General features: G+C 66.1%; 16 protein-coding genes and 1 riboswitch. Of the genes, 8 read left to right on the forward strand and 8 right to left on the reverse strand.

From position 1 onward, the window contains the following. Window positions 1-79: 79 nt before the first annotated feature. Window positions 80-970 (reverse strand): NAD(P)-dependent oxidoreductase, encoded by an 891-nt coding sequence (locus JQ580_RS13275; RefSeq protein WP_212280487.1) that lies wholly within the window; start codon window positions 968-970, stop codon window positions 80-82. A 217-nt stretch (window positions 971-1,187) separates the two neighbouring features. Next, window positions 1,188-1,571, reverse strand: a complete 384-nt coding sequence (locus tag JQ580_RS13280; RefSeq protein WP_018316258.1) for a carboxymuconolactone decarboxylase family protein — start codon at window positions 1,569-1,571, stop codon at window positions 1,188-1,190. A gap of 167 nt (window positions 1,572-1,738) precedes the next feature. Between JQ580_RS13280 and JQ580_RS13285 the strand changes: the two genes are divergently transcribed. Next, entirely contained in the window at window positions 1,739-3,676 is a 1,938-nt protein-coding gene (locus JQ580_RS13285; RefSeq protein ID WP_212280488.1) for a TIGR02302 family protein, read from the forward strand. Next, entirely contained in the window at window positions 3,664-4,818 is a 1,155-nt protein-coding gene (locus JQ580_RS13290; RefSeq protein ID WP_212280489.1) for a DUF4175 family protein, read from the forward strand. The genes JQ580_RS13285 and JQ580_RS13290 overlap by 13 nt, the downstream gene beginning before the upstream one ends. A gap of 140 nt (window positions 4,819-4,958) precedes the next feature. Here JQ580_RS13290 and JQ580_RS13295 read toward each other — a convergent pair whose 3' ends face one another. Then, a complete protein-coding gene (locus tag JQ580_RS13295; RefSeq protein WP_094895924.1) occupies window positions 4,959-5,336 on the reverse strand; it encodes a response regulator in 378 nt (125 codons plus the stop codon). Window positions 5,337-5,372: 36 nt separating this feature from the next. Further along, window positions 5,373-6,254, reverse strand: a complete 882-nt coding sequence (locus JQ580_RS13300) for an MJ0042-type zinc finger domain-containing protein (RefSeq protein WP_212280490.1) — start codon at window positions 6,252-6,254, stop codon at window positions 5,373-5,375. Between the two features lie 161 nt (window positions 6,255-6,415). Here JQ580_RS13300 and ftsE point away from each other — a divergent pair, with 161 nt between their 5' ends. The 4 genes from ftsE (at window position 6,416) to JQ580_RS13320 (ending at window position 9,620) form a co-directional block, all read left to right on the forward strand. Further along, a complete protein-coding gene (ftsE, locus tag JQ580_RS13305; protein ID WP_018646542.1) occupies window positions 6,416-7,075 on the forward strand; it encodes a cell division ATP-binding protein FtsE in 660 nt (219 codons plus the stop codon). Continuing rightward, window positions 7,068-8,036, forward strand: coding sequence for a cell division protein FtsX (locus JQ580_RS13310; RefSeq protein ID WP_212280491.1), 969 nt, complete (start codon window positions 7,068-7,070; stop codon window positions 8,034-8,036). The genes ftsE and JQ580_RS13310 overlap by 8 nt, the downstream gene beginning before the upstream one ends. A 71-nt stretch (window positions 8,037-8,107) precedes the next feature. Beyond that, window positions 8,108-8,812 carry a YdcF family protein gene (locus tag JQ580_RS13315; RefSeq protein WP_212280492.1) on the forward strand — a complete coding sequence of 235 codons (705 nt, stop codon included), beginning with the start codon at window positions 8,108-8,110 and terminating at the stop codon, window positions 8,810-8,812. A 34-nt stretch (window positions 8,813-8,846) separates the two neighbouring features. Further along, window positions 8,847-9,620, forward strand: a complete 774-nt coding sequence (locus JQ580_RS13320) for a lysophospholipid acyltransferase family protein (protein WP_212280493.1) — start codon at window positions 8,847-8,849, stop codon at window positions 9,618-9,620. Here JQ580_RS13320 and JQ580_RS13325 read toward each other — a convergent pair. Then, window positions 9,617-10,225, reverse strand: a complete 609-nt coding sequence (locus JQ580_RS13325; protein ID WP_212280494.1) for a gamma-glutamylcyclotransferase — start codon at window positions 10,223-10,225, stop codon at window positions 9,617-9,619. The genes JQ580_RS13320 and JQ580_RS13325 overlap by 4 nt on opposite strands. A gap of 110 nt (window positions 10,226-10,335) precedes the next feature. Here JQ580_RS13325 and JQ580_RS13330 point away from each other — a divergent pair, with 110 nt between their 5' ends. Continuing rightward, window positions 10,336-11,520 carry a DUF2125 domain-containing protein gene (locus JQ580_RS13330; protein WP_212280495.1) on the forward strand — a complete coding sequence of 395 codons (1,185 nt, stop codon included), beginning with the start codon at window positions 10,336-10,338 and terminating at the stop codon, window positions 11,518-11,520. A gap of 128 nt (window positions 11,521-11,648) precedes the next feature. Here JQ580_RS13330 and JQ580_RS13335 read toward each other — a convergent pair whose 3' ends face one another. The 3 genes from JQ580_RS13335 to JQ580_RS13345 are packed head-to-tail and all read right to left on the reverse strand — an operon-like array spanning window position 11,649 to window position 14,563. Continuing rightward, complete coding sequence (locus JQ580_RS13335) at window positions 11,649-12,584, reverse strand: prephenate/arogenate dehydrogenase family protein (RefSeq protein ID WP_212280496.1); 936 nt, start codon at window positions 12,582-12,584, stop codon at window positions 11,649-11,651. Continuing rightward, window positions 12,581-13,678, reverse strand: coding sequence for a pyridoxal phosphate-dependent aminotransferase (locus tag JQ580_RS13340; protein WP_212280497.1), 1,098 nt, complete (start codon window positions 13,676-13,678; stop codon window positions 12,581-12,583). The genes JQ580_RS13335 and JQ580_RS13340 overlap by 4 nt, the downstream gene beginning before the upstream one ends. Window positions 13,679-13,714: 36 nt before the next feature. Beyond that, window positions 13,715-14,563 carry a chorismate mutase gene (locus tag JQ580_RS13345; protein ID WP_212280498.1) on the reverse strand — a complete coding sequence of 283 codons (849 nt, stop codon included), beginning with the start codon at window positions 14,561-14,563 and terminating at the stop codon, window positions 13,715-13,717. 156 nt (window positions 14,564-14,719) lie between these two features. Beyond that, window positions 14,720-14,799: riboswitch (SAM riboswitch) on the forward strand. A 91-nt stretch (window positions 14,800-14,890) separates the two neighbouring features. Between JQ580_RS13345 and metX the strand changes: the two genes are divergently transcribed. Next, window positions 14,891-16,087: a homoserine O-acetyltransferase MetX gene (metX, locus tag JQ580_RS13350; RefSeq protein ID WP_212280499.1), complete on the forward strand. Its 1,197-nt coding sequence runs from the start codon at window positions 14,891-14,893 to the stop codon at window positions 16,085-16,087.

Here is a 16,087-nt window from a genome sequence, read left to right on the forward strand (position 1 = left end):
CCGTCAGGTTTGACCCGTCGGACAAAACCTCTTGATCTGGCGGGCAAATCAAGCGGCGCGCGCGCGATCCAGTTGAACGCTATTTTTTTCCGCCAACCACGACGCCTGCCTGCTTCTCGATCGGCTTGATCGCCACAGTGAAATCGGATTCCGCGCCCTCCGCAGCGATGATCGTCTCCCACAACCGCCCGACTGCGTCGGCGACCTCCATCGACAGGCCGAGCTGCTTCATCTCTTCCAGCGCCAGCCGCACGTCCTTCACCATCAATCCCGTGGCGAAGCCGAAATCGAAGCTGCGCGGCAGCACCGCGCGCGGAAACTTGTCGCGGCTTGCGGTGTTCATGCCCGACCCGGCATTGATGACGTCGATCATCACGGCGGGATCGAGCCCGGCTTTCACGCCCATCACCACGGCCTCCGACGTCGCCACCATCGCGGTGCCCGAGAGGAAATTGTTGGCGAGCTTCATGGTCTGGGCGGCGCCAGGCTTCTCGCCGATGAAGAACACCTTTCCGATCACGTCGAGGGCCGGCTTGAGCAGTTCGAAATCCGCCTTCGGCCCGGACACCATCACCGCCAGCGTGCCCTTCTCGGCGCCGCCGACGCCGCCGGAGACGGGACAGTCGATCTGCACGATGTTGCGCTTGGCGAGAATGCCGTGAATCTTCGTCGCCATCGTCGAGCCGACGGTGGAGAGATCGATGAAGCGTTTTGCGCGACGACCTTCGATCACGCCGTTCGCTCCCGTGGCGACGTCGAGCGAGGCCTGCAGCGAGGGCAGGCTCGCCATCACGGTTTCGACACGGTCGGCGACGTCCTTCGGCGATGTCGCCGCCGTCGCGCCGAGCGCCACGAGCTTGTCCGTGACCTCCTTGCGCGTGTCGAACACGACGAGCTTGTGTCCCGCCTCGATCAACCGCCGCGCCATCGGGAAACCCATGTTTCCGAGGCCGATGAATCCGATGTCCATGGTGTTTCCTACCTTCTTCGTTGTTTGAGAGATGCTTGATCGACCCCCGGTGTCGTCCCGGGGCATCGCGAAGCGATGAGCCCGGGACCCATACGCCCAGGGAGGGGTCGTAGCGCGAAGGCGATCACTCCTAGTCCCCGTAACCACAGCTTCCTGTGGTTATGGGTCCCGGGCTCGCGCTTCGCGCGCCCCGGGACGACGGCGGAGAGAGTGCCCCTCACGCCTTGCCGTCGATCTCCGCAAACACCTCGCGCGCGATGCGGAAGCTGTCGACGGCGGCGGGCATGCCGCCATAGATCGCGACCTGCATCAGGATCTCGCGGATCTCCTCGCGGCTGACGCCGTTCGTCAGCGCGCCCTTCAGATGCGCGCGAAACTCGTGCTGGCGGTTCAGGATCGCGATCATGGCGATGTTGAGCATGCTGCGGGTCTTGCGCGGCAGCTCCTCGCGGCCCCACACCGTGCCCCAGCAATATTCGTTCAGCATCTCCTGGAACGGGCGGTTGAAATCGTCGACGTTCTTAAGGGCGTTGTTGACATAGGCCTCGCCCAGCACCGCTTTGCGGACTTCCAGGCCTTTGTCGTGCATCTTCTTGTCCATGGCGTTTCCTCTCGTCTCTATCGGGTGGCGGCGCGGAAATTACGGGGTTGTGAGGGGCCAGTCACGTCCTCGTGTTATGCGGGAAAAGGGACCTCTCCCGTGCCGGAACGGATGCCTCAGTGCTGCCGTTGTGATAGTCTTCTCTCCCGGGCAACCTGGAGAGTTGATTGAACGGCGTCACCCCCGACCCGTCAGACCCGATCCGCAACAGCGATGCTCTGTCGCGGCTGAAGCTGGCGCAGGCCCTCGATCGGGCCATTTATGCCATCGCGTGGGAGCGAGCCTGGCCGAATTTGGCGCGGCTTCTGACTGTCGTCGGCCTGTTCCTCGTGGTGTCCTGGGCCGGCCTCTGGCTGGCGCTGCCGTTCCTGGCCCGTGCCATCGGTCTCGTCGTTTTCGCCGGCATCGCAATTGCCGTCCTGTTTCCCTTGATTCGCTTCCGCTGGCCGAGCCGCGAGGAGGCGCTGGCCCGGCTCGATCGTGGTTCCGGCATCCGTCACCGCCCGGCCACGACGCTGACGGACACGCTGACTTCGCAGGACCCGGTCGCACAGGCGCTGTGGCAGGCGCAGCGCGAGCGTACGCTGGCCTCGCTCAAGCGCATCCGCGCCGGCCTGCCGCATCCGCGGCTGGCGCTGCATGATCCGTGGGCGCTTCGCGCGCTGGTCATGGTGATGCTCGTTGCAACCTTCTTCGCCGCCGGCGACGAACGCGGAATGCGGCTCGGGGCCGCCTTCGACTGGAACGGCGTGCTGGCGCCGGCCAATGTCCGCGTCGATGCCTGGGTCACCCCGCCGCTCTACACCGGCAAACCGCCGGTCATCCTGTCGGCCGCCAACCGGGAGGCCGCGGCGCTGCCGGCTTCCGGCCCGCTGGCGGTTCCGGCAGGCTCGACCCTGATCGTGCGCTCCTCCGGCGGCAGTCTGGATGTCGTCGTCTCCGGCGGCCTCAAGGAGGTTGCCCCCGCGGAAGCCGCCCCCAAGGGCACCAACGAGAAGCATTTCACCATCACGGCTGACGGCACCGCACATGTCCGCGCGCCCTCCGGCCAGCCGCAATGGGCGTTTGCCGCCACGCCGGACCATGCACCGACGATCGCACTCGCCAAGGATCCCGAGCGCCAGGCGCGCGGTGGGCTGCAGCTCTCCTACAAGATCGAGGACGATTACGGCGTCACCGGCGCGGATGCGCAGATTGCCCTGCGCCCCGCCGAAGCCAAGGACGGCAGCAAGGATTCCGACGGCAAAGCCGCCGCCCGGCCGCTGTTCCAGCCGCCGCAATTCCCGCTCGTTCTGCCGAACGCGCGCACCCGCAACGGCGTCGGCCAGACGGTGAAAGACCTCAGCGAGGACCCCTATGCCGGCGCCGACGTCACGCTGACGCTCACCGCCAAGGACGAGGCCGGCAACGAGGCCAGGAGCGAACCCTTCAACATGCGCCTGCCCGAGCGTCTGTTCACCAACTCGCTCGCGCGTGCGCTGATCGAGCAGCGCCGCATTCTCGCGCTGGACGCCAACAGGAACTCGGACGTCTACACCGCGCTCGACGCGCTGATGATCGCACCCGAATTGTTCACGCCTGACGCCGGCTGTTATCTCGGCCTCCGCAGTCTCGCAACCCAGCTCGAGGCGGCTCGCACCGAAGATGCGCTGCGCAATGTCGTGGCGAGCATGTGGGCCTTTGCGACGACCATCGAGGACGACGGTGTCGCCGGCAGCGTCAACGCGGCGCTGCGCTCGGCGCAGGATGCGCTCAAGGCGGCGCTGGACCGAGGTGCCAGCGAGGACGAACTCAGGGTGCTGACGCAGAAGCTGCGCGAGGCCATGGCCGGCAAGGTGCGCGATCTCGCCCGGCGCGCCGAGCAGAATCCGCTCGGTGCCCGGCAGCCGTTCCCCGCGGAAGTCCAGCTCATCCTCGACAAGGCCGTCGAGCTGCGACAAAAGACCCAGAATGCAACGCCCGAGCAGCTCGCAGACCTGGCGCAGCAGCAGGACGTCTTGCGCGAGCAGCTTCAGGCCTATCGGAAGTCGGCGAACAGCCGTGCCAACAAGGCGGGAGACGACAAGACCAACCAGTTTACCCGGGACCGGAAATGCGGAAGCTAGCACGCGCGCCAGTCTTGAAGGCGATGTCGATCGCCTGCCTCGCCTTGCTGTTGGGCGGCGTCTCGCCGGCTGCTGCCCAGCTGGATCAGGATCCCGATGCGCTGCTCGACAGCGCGGAAAAGGCGATGCAGGAGTCCGGCGACAGCCTCCGGCAGAAGGAATCCGGGAAGAGCCTGGGCAACCAGTCCGACGCCATCCAGAAGCTCGAGGAGTACAAGCGGGCGACGGAACGGAGCCAATCCTCCAGCCGTGATCGCAACGTCATCACGCAGCGCGATCTGGATGACCTCCTGCGGCAGATCGAGAAGGCGGCGCGCGAGGGCAATAAAGAGGCCGCCCAGCGCCTGCTCGAGCAGCTTGCGCAGATCATGGAAAACCTCCAGATGGCGCAGCCCGGGCAATCCGGCGAGAGCGAGATGGAGCAGGCGCTGAACGAGCTCAGCGACATGATCCGCAAGCAGCAGCAATTGCGCGACAAGACCTTCAAGCAGGGTCAGGATTCCCGGCGTGAGCGCTCGCGCGGCAAGCAGCAGGGCGACCAGTCGATGTCGGACCTGCAGCAGGATCAGCAGTCGCTGCGTGACCGCTTGAAGAAGCTGCAGGACGAACTCGCCAAGCGCGGCCTCGCGCAAAAGGGACAAAAAGGCCAGAAGGCTCAGCAGGGTCAGAAAGGCCAGAAGGGCCAGCAGGGCGATCCGGGCCAGAGCGGCGATCAGGACGGCGATCAGGGAGATGACGACGGCAGCCTGGACGACGCCGATGGTGCGATGGGCGATGCCGGCTCGAAGCTCGGCGATGGCAATGCCGATGGCGCCGTGGATTCGCAAGGCAAGGCCCTCGACGCAATGCGCAAGGGCGCGCAGAAAATGGCCGAGGCGATGCAGCAGGGCGATGGCGACGGACAGGGCGATGGCCCCGGCAATCGCGCCGGCCGTCAGCAGAGCGGCGGCAATCAGACCGATCCGCTGGGCCGCCCGCTGCACGGCCGCGACCTCAGCGACGACTACACCGTCAAGATCCCGGGCGAGATCGACGCCCAGCGCGTCCGCCGCATCCTCGAAGAGCTCCGCCGCCGCCTCGGCGACAGCTCGCGCCCGCAGATCGAGCTCGATTACATCGAACGGCTGCTGAAGGACTTTTGAGGCGGACGCCACAGGCTCACTGTCATCGCCCGACTTGATTTGGCGATCCAGTACTCCGAGACGGTCGTGATTCTATCGATAGGCTGCGGCGTACTGGATGCCCGGCCTTCGCGGGGCTGACAGCAGTACATGTGTTTAGCCTAAGACCCCTTCTTTGCCGCCAGTGCGTCCGCCACGGCGATGCGGATGTCGGCGATCGAGAACGGTTTCGTCACGACGTCGTGCACCAGCGCATTGAGGTTCGAGGCGCGCTCGCGCTGGTCGGCAAAGCCGGTCATCAGCAGGATGGTCAAATCGGGAAAATCGCGCGCGGCGGAGAGCGCCAGCGCGATGCCGTCCATCACGGGCATCTGGATGTCGGTGAGGAGCAGGTCGAACGCGCCGTCTTCGCGGGTCAGGATCTCCAGCGCTTCGGCACCGTCCTGCGCGGTGACCGTTTCGTGCCCGTCCATGGCAATGGCGCGCGCCACCAGCGTGCGCATCGAATCTTCGTCGTCGGCGATCAGGATCTTCGGCATGGGATCAACCTTCGGACCAACTCCCGGGCGGCGCGATTATACGCTGCCGCCGGCAATGTCGCGCCGGCTGAAGAAGCGAACGTCGATATTGCGGCCTTCCGGGGGCGGCGAGGCGAGGCGGGAGCGGAAGAAGGCGCGCTCGCCGGGCCGCAGCACGGTCTGCTCCAGCACCGTATTCCAGGCGTAGATCTCCGCGCCTTGCCCGTCGCGGACGGCAAAGCGCAGCCGCGGAATATCGAGCGGCTTCTTGCCCTCGCCGACGATCACGCCCTCGATCACCAGCACCTGCTTACCATCAACGGTCTCGCTGGACAGCTTCACGTCCCTGAAGGCGAGGCCCCGCAGGTTCACCTCAAGCCCGACCATCTTGTAGAAGGCGGCGGTCTGCGGCAGCAGCCGCACCATGTCGCCGCGCCAGATCACCAGCGCCAGCACCAGCGCGCCCATGGCGGCGCAGGCGGTTGGCAGGCCGAAGTATGATTTTTTAGGCGTAGCGGTGGCGACCGGACGGCTGACCCGTGCGCCGCGGCGAGGGAATAGGCTGCGGAACCATGACTGGTGCTGCGCGCCGACGACCTCTTCCTCGGCTTCCCGGGCTGCCGCCGACCACTCGTCCTCGGTTGCATTGGGAGCCTGTTCCTCGGGCCAGTCGCTGGCGATCGAGGGACTGTCGACGACAGGCGTATCGGTGGCGCCGTCGTCCTTGGCGTAGGAGTTCCACTGCTCGGCAAGGTCGGCCTGGTCGTCGGCCTGGCTGGCTGCGGCCATGGCCGGGACGGATGCCTCCTCGATGGCATCCTCGGCATGGGCGATCCAGGTCTCCTTGCAGCGGGAACAACGGACCGCCCGTCCGTTCGCCCCAAGGCTCGCGAGCTTGATGGCGTAGGATGTCATACAATGGGGGCAGACGATATGCATGGACGAGCCTCGACGATGACCCAGTCGCGCCGAACCGGGCACCCTGGATGCTACAAGGGGACCGTTAACGAACCGGAAACCATAACGGCGGCAAAACCCGTTGATCGCGCATGGCGAAGCGCAGCCATGCGACCCGCGCCCCCTCTCGAACGGAGCTGAACTTGGTTCGGTTCGAAAATGTCGGATTGCGTTACGGTTTGGGGCCGGAGATTCTGCGCGACCTCAGTTTCCAGATCCCGGCGCATTCCTTCCAGTTCCTCACCGGCCCCTCCGGTGCCGGCAAGACGTCGCTGCTGCGCCTGTTGTTCCTGTCGCACCGGCCGACACGGGGCCTCGTCAATCTGTTCGGCCACGACATCTCGCAGCTCGGCAAGGACGAGATCGCCGATCTGCGCAAGCGCATCGGCATCGTGCTGCAGGATTTTCGCCTGCTCGATCACATGACGACCTACGAGAACGTGGCGCTGCCGTTCCGCGTCATGGGCCGCAGCGAGTCGAGCTATCGCAAGGAGGTGATCGATTTGCTGCGCTGGGTCGGGCTCGGCGATCGCATGGACGCGCTGCCGCCGATCCTGTCGGGCGGTGAAAAGCAGCGCGCGGCGATCGCGCGCGCCGTGATCTCGCGGCCGCAACTGCTGCTCGCCGACGAGCCGACCGGCAGCGTCGATCCGACGCTGGGACGCCGCCTGCTGCGGCTCTTCATCGAGCTCAACAAGTCGGGCACCGCCGTCATCATCGCGACCCACGACATCGGCCTGATGGACCAGTACGAGGCCCGCCGTCTCGTGCTGCATCAGGGACGGTTGCACGTCTATGAATAGGACCGACGAGCGCGGCGTGCTGGTGGACCTCGGACAGGAGCGTCCGCAGCTTCCGGCCAAGGCGCGCAACATGTCGCCGATCGTGCCGCGTGCCTCGATCCAGGGCCGCGCACTGGTGGCCGTCGTCGCCATCATGACCTTCCTGGCGTCGATGACCACGGGCACGGTGCTGTTGGTCAGCGCCTCCGCCGCGGAATGGCAGTCGGACGTCGCGAGCGAGATCACCATCCAGGTTCGCCCGCAGGCCGGCCGAGATCTCGAACGCGACACCGCGGCGGTGACGGAGGCGATACGCGCGCAGGCCGGAATCGTCGAGGTCAAGCCGTTCACCCGGGAGGAGAGCGGCAAGCTGCTCGAGCCCTGGCTCGGCACCGGGCTGTCGATGGACGATCTGCCGGTGCCGCGCATGATCATCGCGCGCGTGCAACCTGGAACGCCGCTCGATCTCGGCGCCTTGCGCGCGCGCGTGACCCAGGTCGCGCCAAGTGCCAGCATCGATGATCATCGCGCCTGGATCGAGCGGATGCGCTCGATGACCAACGCCACCGTGCTTGCGGGCCTCGGCATCCTTGCGCTCGTCATTATCGCCACCATCATCTCGGTCTCGTTCGCGACCCGCGGGGCCATGGCGGCGAACCGTCCGATCGTCGAGGTGCTGCATTTCGTCGGCGCCGGCGACCGCTACATCGCCAATCATTTCCTGCGCCATTTCCTCAGGCTGGGCCTGGAGGGCGGCGTGATCGGCGGCGGCGCCGCGATGCTGGTGTTCGGCTTCTCCGAGTCGATCGCCGGCTGGTTTTCCGGTACCCCCGTCGGCGACCAGTTCGCCGCGCTGCTCGGTACCTTCTCGCTGCGGCCGTCCGGCTACATCGTGCTCGTGGTCCAGGCCGTGCTGATCGGCGCCATCACCGCGGCGGCCTCACGCCAGACCCTGTTCGCGACGCTGAATGACGTCGACTAGGGTTGATAACCGGACTCCACTTCGCCTCAAAACGTTTTAAAATCACCCAGGGAAGGGTTCACTGACATCACATGACCTCGCCGACCGACGATCGATCGCCGAACCTGCCGCGCGGCTGGCTGCGCGCGGCATTGGTGTCGACGATTGCGTTCGCCTTTGTCGGGGCGGCGGCGGGCTTCATCGCGTTCCTGTCGCAACTGCGCGGTGCCGAGATCGCCCCAAGCCGGAAGGCAGACGGCATCGTGGTCCTGACCGGCGGTTCCTCGCGGGTGTCGGATGCGATGGAGCTGCTGGCTTCCGGCTACGGCAGGCGGTTGCTGATCTCCGGCGTGCACCCGACATCCACGGCGAGCGATATCTCCCGGACGCTGCCGGAGAACCAGTCCTTCATGACCTGTTGCGTCGATCTCGACCGCACCGCGCTTTCGACCCGCGGCAATGCGGCTGAGGCGCGGCGCTGGGCCGAGGGGCGACGGTTCAAGTCGCTGATCGTGGTCACCTCCAACTATCACATGCCGCGCGCGCTGGTGGAATTCTCGCATGCGATGCCACAGACGACGCTGATCCCGTTCGCGGTGGTCGGCGAGAAATGGCGCGAGGAGCCGTGGTGGACTTCGGCGTCCACCTTGCGGCTGCTGATGTCGGAATATGTCAAGTACATCGCGGCCGAGCTCAGGGTGCGGCTGGAGGATTTCGGGATTGACCTTTCGCCCGAGATGTCGGAGCAGCCTGCAGGTCAGCAACTGAGGCGGCCCGCCACCGCACAGGCCAATTGACCGGCAATTGATCGGCAAATTAATCGGATCGTCGATGTTCCTGATTTTCCTGCGCTCGCTGGTGTTCAACGTGCTGTTCTACGCCGTTCTGGTGTGCCTCGCGATCGTGGCGCTGCCGACCTTCCTGCTGCCGCCGCGCGCGATGCTGACGGTTGCGCAATGGTGGGCGAAGGCAACGCTGGTGCTGATGCGCGTGGTCTGCAACATCAAGGTCGAATTCCGCGGTGTCGAGAACATCCCGCAGGGGCCGCTGGTGATCGCGGCGAAGCACCAGTCGTTCTGGGAGACGTTCGTGCTGCCCGGGTTCTTCAATCGTCCGATCTTCATTCTCAAGCGTCAGCTCATGCAGATCCCGGTGTTCGGCCAGTTCCTGGTCAAGACCGGGATGATCGCGATCGACCGCAAGGCCGGCGTGAAGGCGCTGCTGGACATGACGCGGCGGGCGCGCGAGGCGGTGCGCGGCGGGAAGCAGCTCGTGATCTTTCCGGAAGGCACGCGCCGCGCGCCGGGTGCGCCGCCGGACTACAAGACCGGCTTTGCGCAGATCTATTCGTCCTGCGGCGTGCCGTGCCTGCCGATCGCGCTCAATTCCGGCCTGTTCTGGCCGCGTCGCACTTTCATGCGCTATCCCGGTACGCTCGTGGTCGAATTCCTCGATCCGCTGCCGCCGGGCCTGCCGAAGGACGAGTTTCTCTCTCGTGTGCAGACGGCGATCGAAGAGGCAACCAGCCGCCTCGTCGAAGCCGGCCGCAAGGAGCAGAAGCAGTTGATCGGCGCCTCGCCGAGTTACGCGCCGTCGGAGAGCTAGCGGCCGTCTCGATCGTCGGGAGCCGGCGCGTGCAGCGAGTGCGCGTCCGCATGCAGCATGGTCGCGAGCTGATGCAGTTGCGTGTCGCGAAAGCCTTCGGCCTCGATCGCCTTCACCGTCGCGGTGACGTAGTCGCGGTTGGCGCCGGACTGGCCGTGACCCTGGACGACGTGGCGGTGCTGCTCGGCGAGCGAGAGACGGCCGGCATATTGCACATGGCCGCGGTCGACGACATAAGCGAGCGCAGGCACGCGCTGGCGCGCGTCGTTCTCCAGCCAGACCGAGCGCATCACCTCGCGATAGACCGAGGTGACCTGCTCGCGCGCGCGCAAATACGCGACGACGTCAGCGCGGTTCTTCTCGGCGACGCGAAACGCGATGCCGCGGCAGGCGCCGCCGCGGTCGAGCCCGAGCACCAGGCCCGGCTTTTCCGGCGTGCCGCGATGAACGAAGGAATAGACGCAGAGCGCGCGGTGCTCGCCGACCAGCCGCGCCGGGACGCGCTCCTCGAACTCGAAGCCCGGCCGCCACATCAGCGAGCCATAGCCGAACACCCAGAGGTCGCCCTTGGCGGTGGTGACGGAGGGAACGGTAATTTCCGACATTTCGGGCACGGCTACCAGAATGAAGGCCCCAAGCGAAGCGAATTCTCCGCCTTTTGTCGCAGGCGGAGCCCGCTTATAATTGCCTGAATCTGGGGGCAAAGGGTCGCCGCATGTCCAATATGACCGTTGCCGCAGGCCGCCGCTCCCGCTGGGGCCTTTTCATCGCACCCGTCCTCGTCCTGATCCTTGCCGTCGCCTGGAGCGGCTTCTGGTTCTATGCGGCCTCGCAGGCCGAAGTGGCCGCCGACGCCTGGCGGGCGCAGGAGACCAGGTCCGGCCGCATCTATGACTGCGCCAAGCGCTCGATCGCCGGCTTCCCGTTCCGCTTCGAGGTCCAGTGCTCCGGCGCCAGCGTCTCGCTGGTGTCGCAGAACGCGAGCAAGACGCCGTTTACGGCCAAGCTCGACAACATCCTGGTCGTTGCGCAGGTCTACGATCCCAAGCTCGTCATCGCCGAATTCTCGGCGCCCGCGACGCTGACCGACGGCGTCACGCAAAACACCTTCGTGGTGAACTGGAGCAAGGGCCGCAGCAGCGTGGTCGGCCTGCCGGCCATCCCGGACCGCGCCTCGCTGGTGTTCGACGATCCCAGTCTCAATCGTCTCGACGGCAGCGTGCAGGTGCCGCTCGCGCGCGCCAAGCAGGTCGAACTGCACGGGCGCCTCGCGGACGGATCGAAGGCCGACCATCCCGTGATCGAGACCGTGCTTCACGTCGCGCAGGGCAGCATCCAGGGCGTTCATCCCTTGCTTGCCGAGCCGTTCGAGGCGGACACGCGGGCCAGGATCACCGGGCTGTCGGATCTGACGCCGAAGCCCTGGCCGCAGCGCTTCCGCGAGATCCAGGCCGCCGGCGGCCACATCGAGATCGTGCAATCGCGGATCCAGCAGGGCGAGATGATCGCGGTTGCGGCCGGCACGCTCGGCCTCTCGGCCAACGGTCGTCTCGACGGCGAATTGCAGATGACGGTGACGGGCCTCGAGCGCGTGATCCCGGCGCTCGGCATCGAGAAGATGCTGGAAGAGGGCGTGCCGCAGGCCACGCTCGACCGCGTCGCGCCCGGCGTGAAGTCGCAGGACCTCAACAATCTGTTCGGTGCGCTCGATCGCGCCGTTCCCGGCCTCGGCAAGGTCATCAAGCAGAATGCCAATGCCGGCGTCGCCGCCGGCATCAACTCGATCGGCACCGAGAGCACGCTGGAAGGCAAGAAGGCGCGCAGCTTCCCGCTGAAATTCGTCGACGGCGCCGTGCTGCTGGGCCCGGTCAAGGTCGGCCAGATCCCGCCGCTGTATTGAGGGCAGGAGGCGATTACACGCTCCGTCGTCATGCCCGGGCTTGTCCCGGGCATCCGCGTCTGCTGGCAATCGCGGATGCGCGTGGATGGCCGGGTCAAGTGCGGCCATGACGGAGAGTGCGGAAAAAGCTACGGCTTCCTCAGCGCGCCGTGCTGGCGGCCGAAATCCGCCGCGGCCGAATCCTGGCCGATCTCGACGATGCCGCGTCGGATCGCGCGGGTGCGGGTGAAATGGTCGAACAGCGCTTCGCCGTCGCCGCGCCGGATGGCGCGGGTGAGTTTTGAAAGATCCTCGGTGAAAGTGCCGAGCATCTCCAGCACGGCGTCCTTGTTGGCGAGGAAGACGTCGCGCCACATCGTCGGGTCGGACGCCGCGATCCGGGTGAAATCGCGGAAACCGCCGGCCGAGAACTTGATCACCTCGGATTCCGTCACCTGCGCCAGCTCGTCGGCGGTTCCGACGATGGTGTAGGCGATCAGATGCGGCAGATGGCTGGTGATCGCCAGCACCAGGTCATGGTGATCCGGCGTCATCACCTCGACCTTGGCGCCCATCGCCGCCCAGAATGCGCGCAGGCGATCGGTGGCATCGGCATCAACGCCTTCCGGCGGGGTGAGAATGCACCAGCGGTTGATGAAGAGTTCGGCGAAGCCCGAATCCGGCCCCGAATGCTCGGTACCGGCGACAGGATGCGCAGGCACGAAATGAACCGTGTTCGGCAGGTGCGGCGCCATGTCCCTGACGATCGCGCCCTTGACCGAGCCGACGTCGGAAACGATCGCGCCGGGCTTCAGGTGCGCGGCTATCTCCAGCGCCACCGGCCCGCAGGCGCCGACGGGAATGCAGAGGATGACGAGGTCGGCATCCTTCACCGCGTCCGCATTGGTCGCCACGACCTGGTCGACGATGCCGAGCTCCATCACCCGCGCGCGCGTCTTTTCCGATCGCGCGGTGGTGACGATCTCGCCGGCCAGGCCCTGGAGCTTCGCAGCGCGCGCGATCGAGCCGCCGATCAGGCCGAAGCCGATCAGCGCGACGCGCTGGAAGTGCGGTGCGCTGCTCATTTGCCCGCCATGAAGTCGCGCAGGCCCTCCACGACGAGGCGGTTGGCCTCCTCGGTGCCGATGGTCATGCGCAGCGAATGCGGCAGGCCGTAGTTCTTCAGGCCGCGCAGCACCAGGCCGCGCTTGGTCAGGAACGCGTCGGCGTCGTCGGCGGTCTTGCCCTTGTCGGTCGGGAAGTGGATCAGCACGAAATTGGCGACGCTCGGCGTCAACTTCAGCCCGAGCTTGCCGATCTCTTCGGTCAGCCAGTTGCGCCAGGTTTCGGTGAACTGCTTCGACATCGCCTGGTGCGCGGTGTCCTCGATCGCGGCGACAGCGGCATACATCGCCGGCGTCGACACGTTGAAGGGACCGCGGATGCGGTTGACCGCGTCGATGATGTGCTCGGGGCCGAACATCCATCCGATGCGCAGCGCGGCGAGGCCGTGGATTTTCGAGAAGGTGTGGGTCACCACCGTATTCTCGGTGGTGGCGACGAGCTCGATCCCCATCTCGTAATCGTTGCGCGAGACATAGTCGGAATAGGCGGCGTCGAGCACCAGCAGCACGTGCGAGGGCAGGCCGGCCCGCAGCCGCTTGACCTCGTCGAACGGAATATAGGTCCCGGTCGGATTGTTGGGGTTGGCGAGCCAGACCAGCTTGGTCTTCGGCGTCACCGCCTTGAGAATGGCGTCGACGTCGCAGGTGAGGTCCTTTTCGGCCGCGACGACGTTCTTGGCGCCGACCGCCATGGTCGCGATCGGGTAGACCAGGAAGCCGTGCGTGGTGGAGATCGCCTCGTCGCCGTGGCTGAGATAGGTATGGGCGAGCAGATTGAGGATCTCGTCAGAGCCGGCGCCGCAGATGATGCGGTTGGGATCGAGCCCGAAAGAGCGGCCGATCGCCTCGCGCAGCACGCGCGAGGTCCCTTCGGGATAGTCTTCCAGGTGATCCGCCACGTTCTTGAACGCCTCGATCGCCTTGGGCGAAGGCCCGAACGGCGTCTCGTTGGCGGAGAGCTTGAACACCTTGCGGCCCGGCTCGGCGACCGGGCTCTTGCCGGGCGTGTAGGGCGCAATATCGAGAATGCCGGGATTCGGCACGGGGCGTGACATCTTGAACTCCGAAAATGGCGGGGCGCGGCGCGAGACCTACGTTTTCGCCCCGGTCGGGGGCACCGTATAGCGCGTTGCGTGGCTGCCGACGAGGGCCGTGGAGCGCACCGAGGCCCCCGCTTCGATCAGGGCAGCCCTGATTTTCTCGATGCTGGTCGTGCTCGTGACCGAGACCAGCAGCGCCGCGCCGTCGAAGGCGGTATCGGGCACTGCCACGATCTCGGCGAGCGGCGACAGGGCGCGTGCGACCTCGGCGTTCCACCCCGAGACACGCACGCTGAAGGTCTCGACCTCGGTCACCAGGGCGCTGTCGGGGACGCGCGAGATCGCGAATACCGGCAGCGCGGCCGGATGGTCGGCGCGCTCGACGAAAGGCATGCGCGCGATGATCTTCGGCGCGCCCTTTTCCTCGAGCGAGAGCCACCATGGCGTGCGGCTCGAGGTCGCCGAGACCAGCGCCAGGTCGCCCTTGGATTTCGCCACCGCCTCGACCGCGGCCTGCGCGCTGAAATGCGCGACGTAGGGGACGGTGAATCCAAAATGGAATCGCGCGGAATCGCGCATCGCCGGCTCGCTCACGGAGATGTCCGCATGCACGGAGAACGGCGCCTGCACGTAAGTGAACGTCGAGATGATGACGCGCCAGATGCTCTCGACCGTGTCGAGCGGCAGGATGCCGCGATGACGCTGCACGAGGTCACGCATCATGGCGGCCTCGCGCGCCGGGCGGAACGCCGAGCCGACCTCCTGGGTCTGCTTCACCTGGATCAGGCGGTCGATGATGTCGCCACGCTGCATCAACAGGCGATGCATGCCGTCGTCGATCGCGTCGATCTCCTTGCGCAGTTCCTGCAGCGATGGTGGCGCGGGCGGAATGTGGGACATGTCTGGCTGTCGATTGTTCCGATGGGGATGCCCTGATTAGGCAGTCGGGGCCGCGAAAGCAAAGAGAAACGACGCTGCTTTCCGCCGAAGGCGCGGCAGGCGAATTTGGTCGATCCGGGCCGCGACTTGACGAAAACCGCCCAAGACGGTAGCTTTTGTCCGTTCCGTGGTCATTTGAGCCGGCCGGCTTGCAGCCACGTTAAAAAACTCGCTAAACAGGCCGGGGACGTTTTCGATCCCGGCCGAACCTATCGTTCAGGCCGGGTTTTTCATGGCCTGATTTCAAATGCGGTCTCGAGCCTGACCGCAAACGAGGTCGATGGTCAGATGGGTGACGTCAAGTCGATACCGAGTCCTGCGATCAGCGCCGACGAGCGGTCGCACGAGGTGGATCATCCAAGCTCGCAGGTCGCGCATTTCGGCGCCGAGCAGCCGCTACGGCTCGATTGCGGCGTCGATCTCACCCCGTTCCAGATCGCCTACCAGACCTATGGCGAACTCAACGCCGATCGCTCCAACGCGGTGCTGATCTGCCATGCGCTGACCGGCGATCAGCATGTCGCCAATGTGCATCCCGTCACCGGCAAGCCCGGCTGGTGGGAGACGCTGGTCGGCCCTGGCCGCCCCATCGATCCCAAGCACTACTTCATCATCTGCTCCAACGTGATCGGCGGCTGCATGGGCTCGACCGGTCCGGCGTCGATCAATCCCGCCACCGGCAAGGTCTGGGGCCTGGCGTTCCCCGTGATCACCATCCCCGACATGGTGCGCGCGCAGGCCATGCTGATCGACCGGCTCGGCATCGACACGCTGTTCGCGGTGGTCGGCGGCTCGATGGGGGGCATGCAGGTGCTGCAATGGACCGCGGCCTATCCTGCCCGCGTGTTCTCCGCGCTGGCGATCGCCTGCGCGACGCGGCACTCGGCGCAGAACATCGCCTTCCACGAACTCGGCCGTCAGGCGGTGATGGCCGATCCCGACTGGCACGGTGGCGGCTATGCCGATCAGGGCATCCATCCGCATCGCGGGCTGGCGGTGGCGCGGATGGCCGCGCACATCACCTATCTCTCCGACGCCGCGCTGCATCGCAAGTTCGGCCGGCGCATGCAGGACCGTGAGCTGCCGACCTTCTCGTTCGACGCCGACTTCCAGGTCGAGTCCTATCTGCGCTACCAGGGCTCGTCCTTTGTCGAGCGCTTCGACGCCAACTCCTATCTCTATCTGACCCGCGCGATGGATTATTTCGACATCGCCGCCGACCATGGCGGCGTGCTCGCCAAGGCGTTCGCGGACATCAAGACCCGCTTCTGCGTGGTCTCCTTCACCAGCGACTGGCTGTTTCCGACCTCGGAATCGCGTGCGCTGGTCCACGCGCTGAATGCGTCGAGCGCGCGGGTGTCGTTCGCCGAGATCGAGACCGATCGCGGCCACGACGCCTTCCTGCTCGACGTGCCCGAATTCCTCGATATCTCCCGCGCCTTCCTGCAATCGGCCGGCAAGGCGCGCGGACTGAAGGATGGCTAG

The sequence above is a fragment of the Bradyrhizobium sp. SZCCT0148 genome, assembly GCF_018129985.1.
Taxonomy (GTDB): domain Bacteria; phylum Pseudomonadota; class Alphaproteobacteria; order Rhizobiales; family Xanthobacteraceae; genus Bradyrhizobium; species Bradyrhizobium japonicum_H.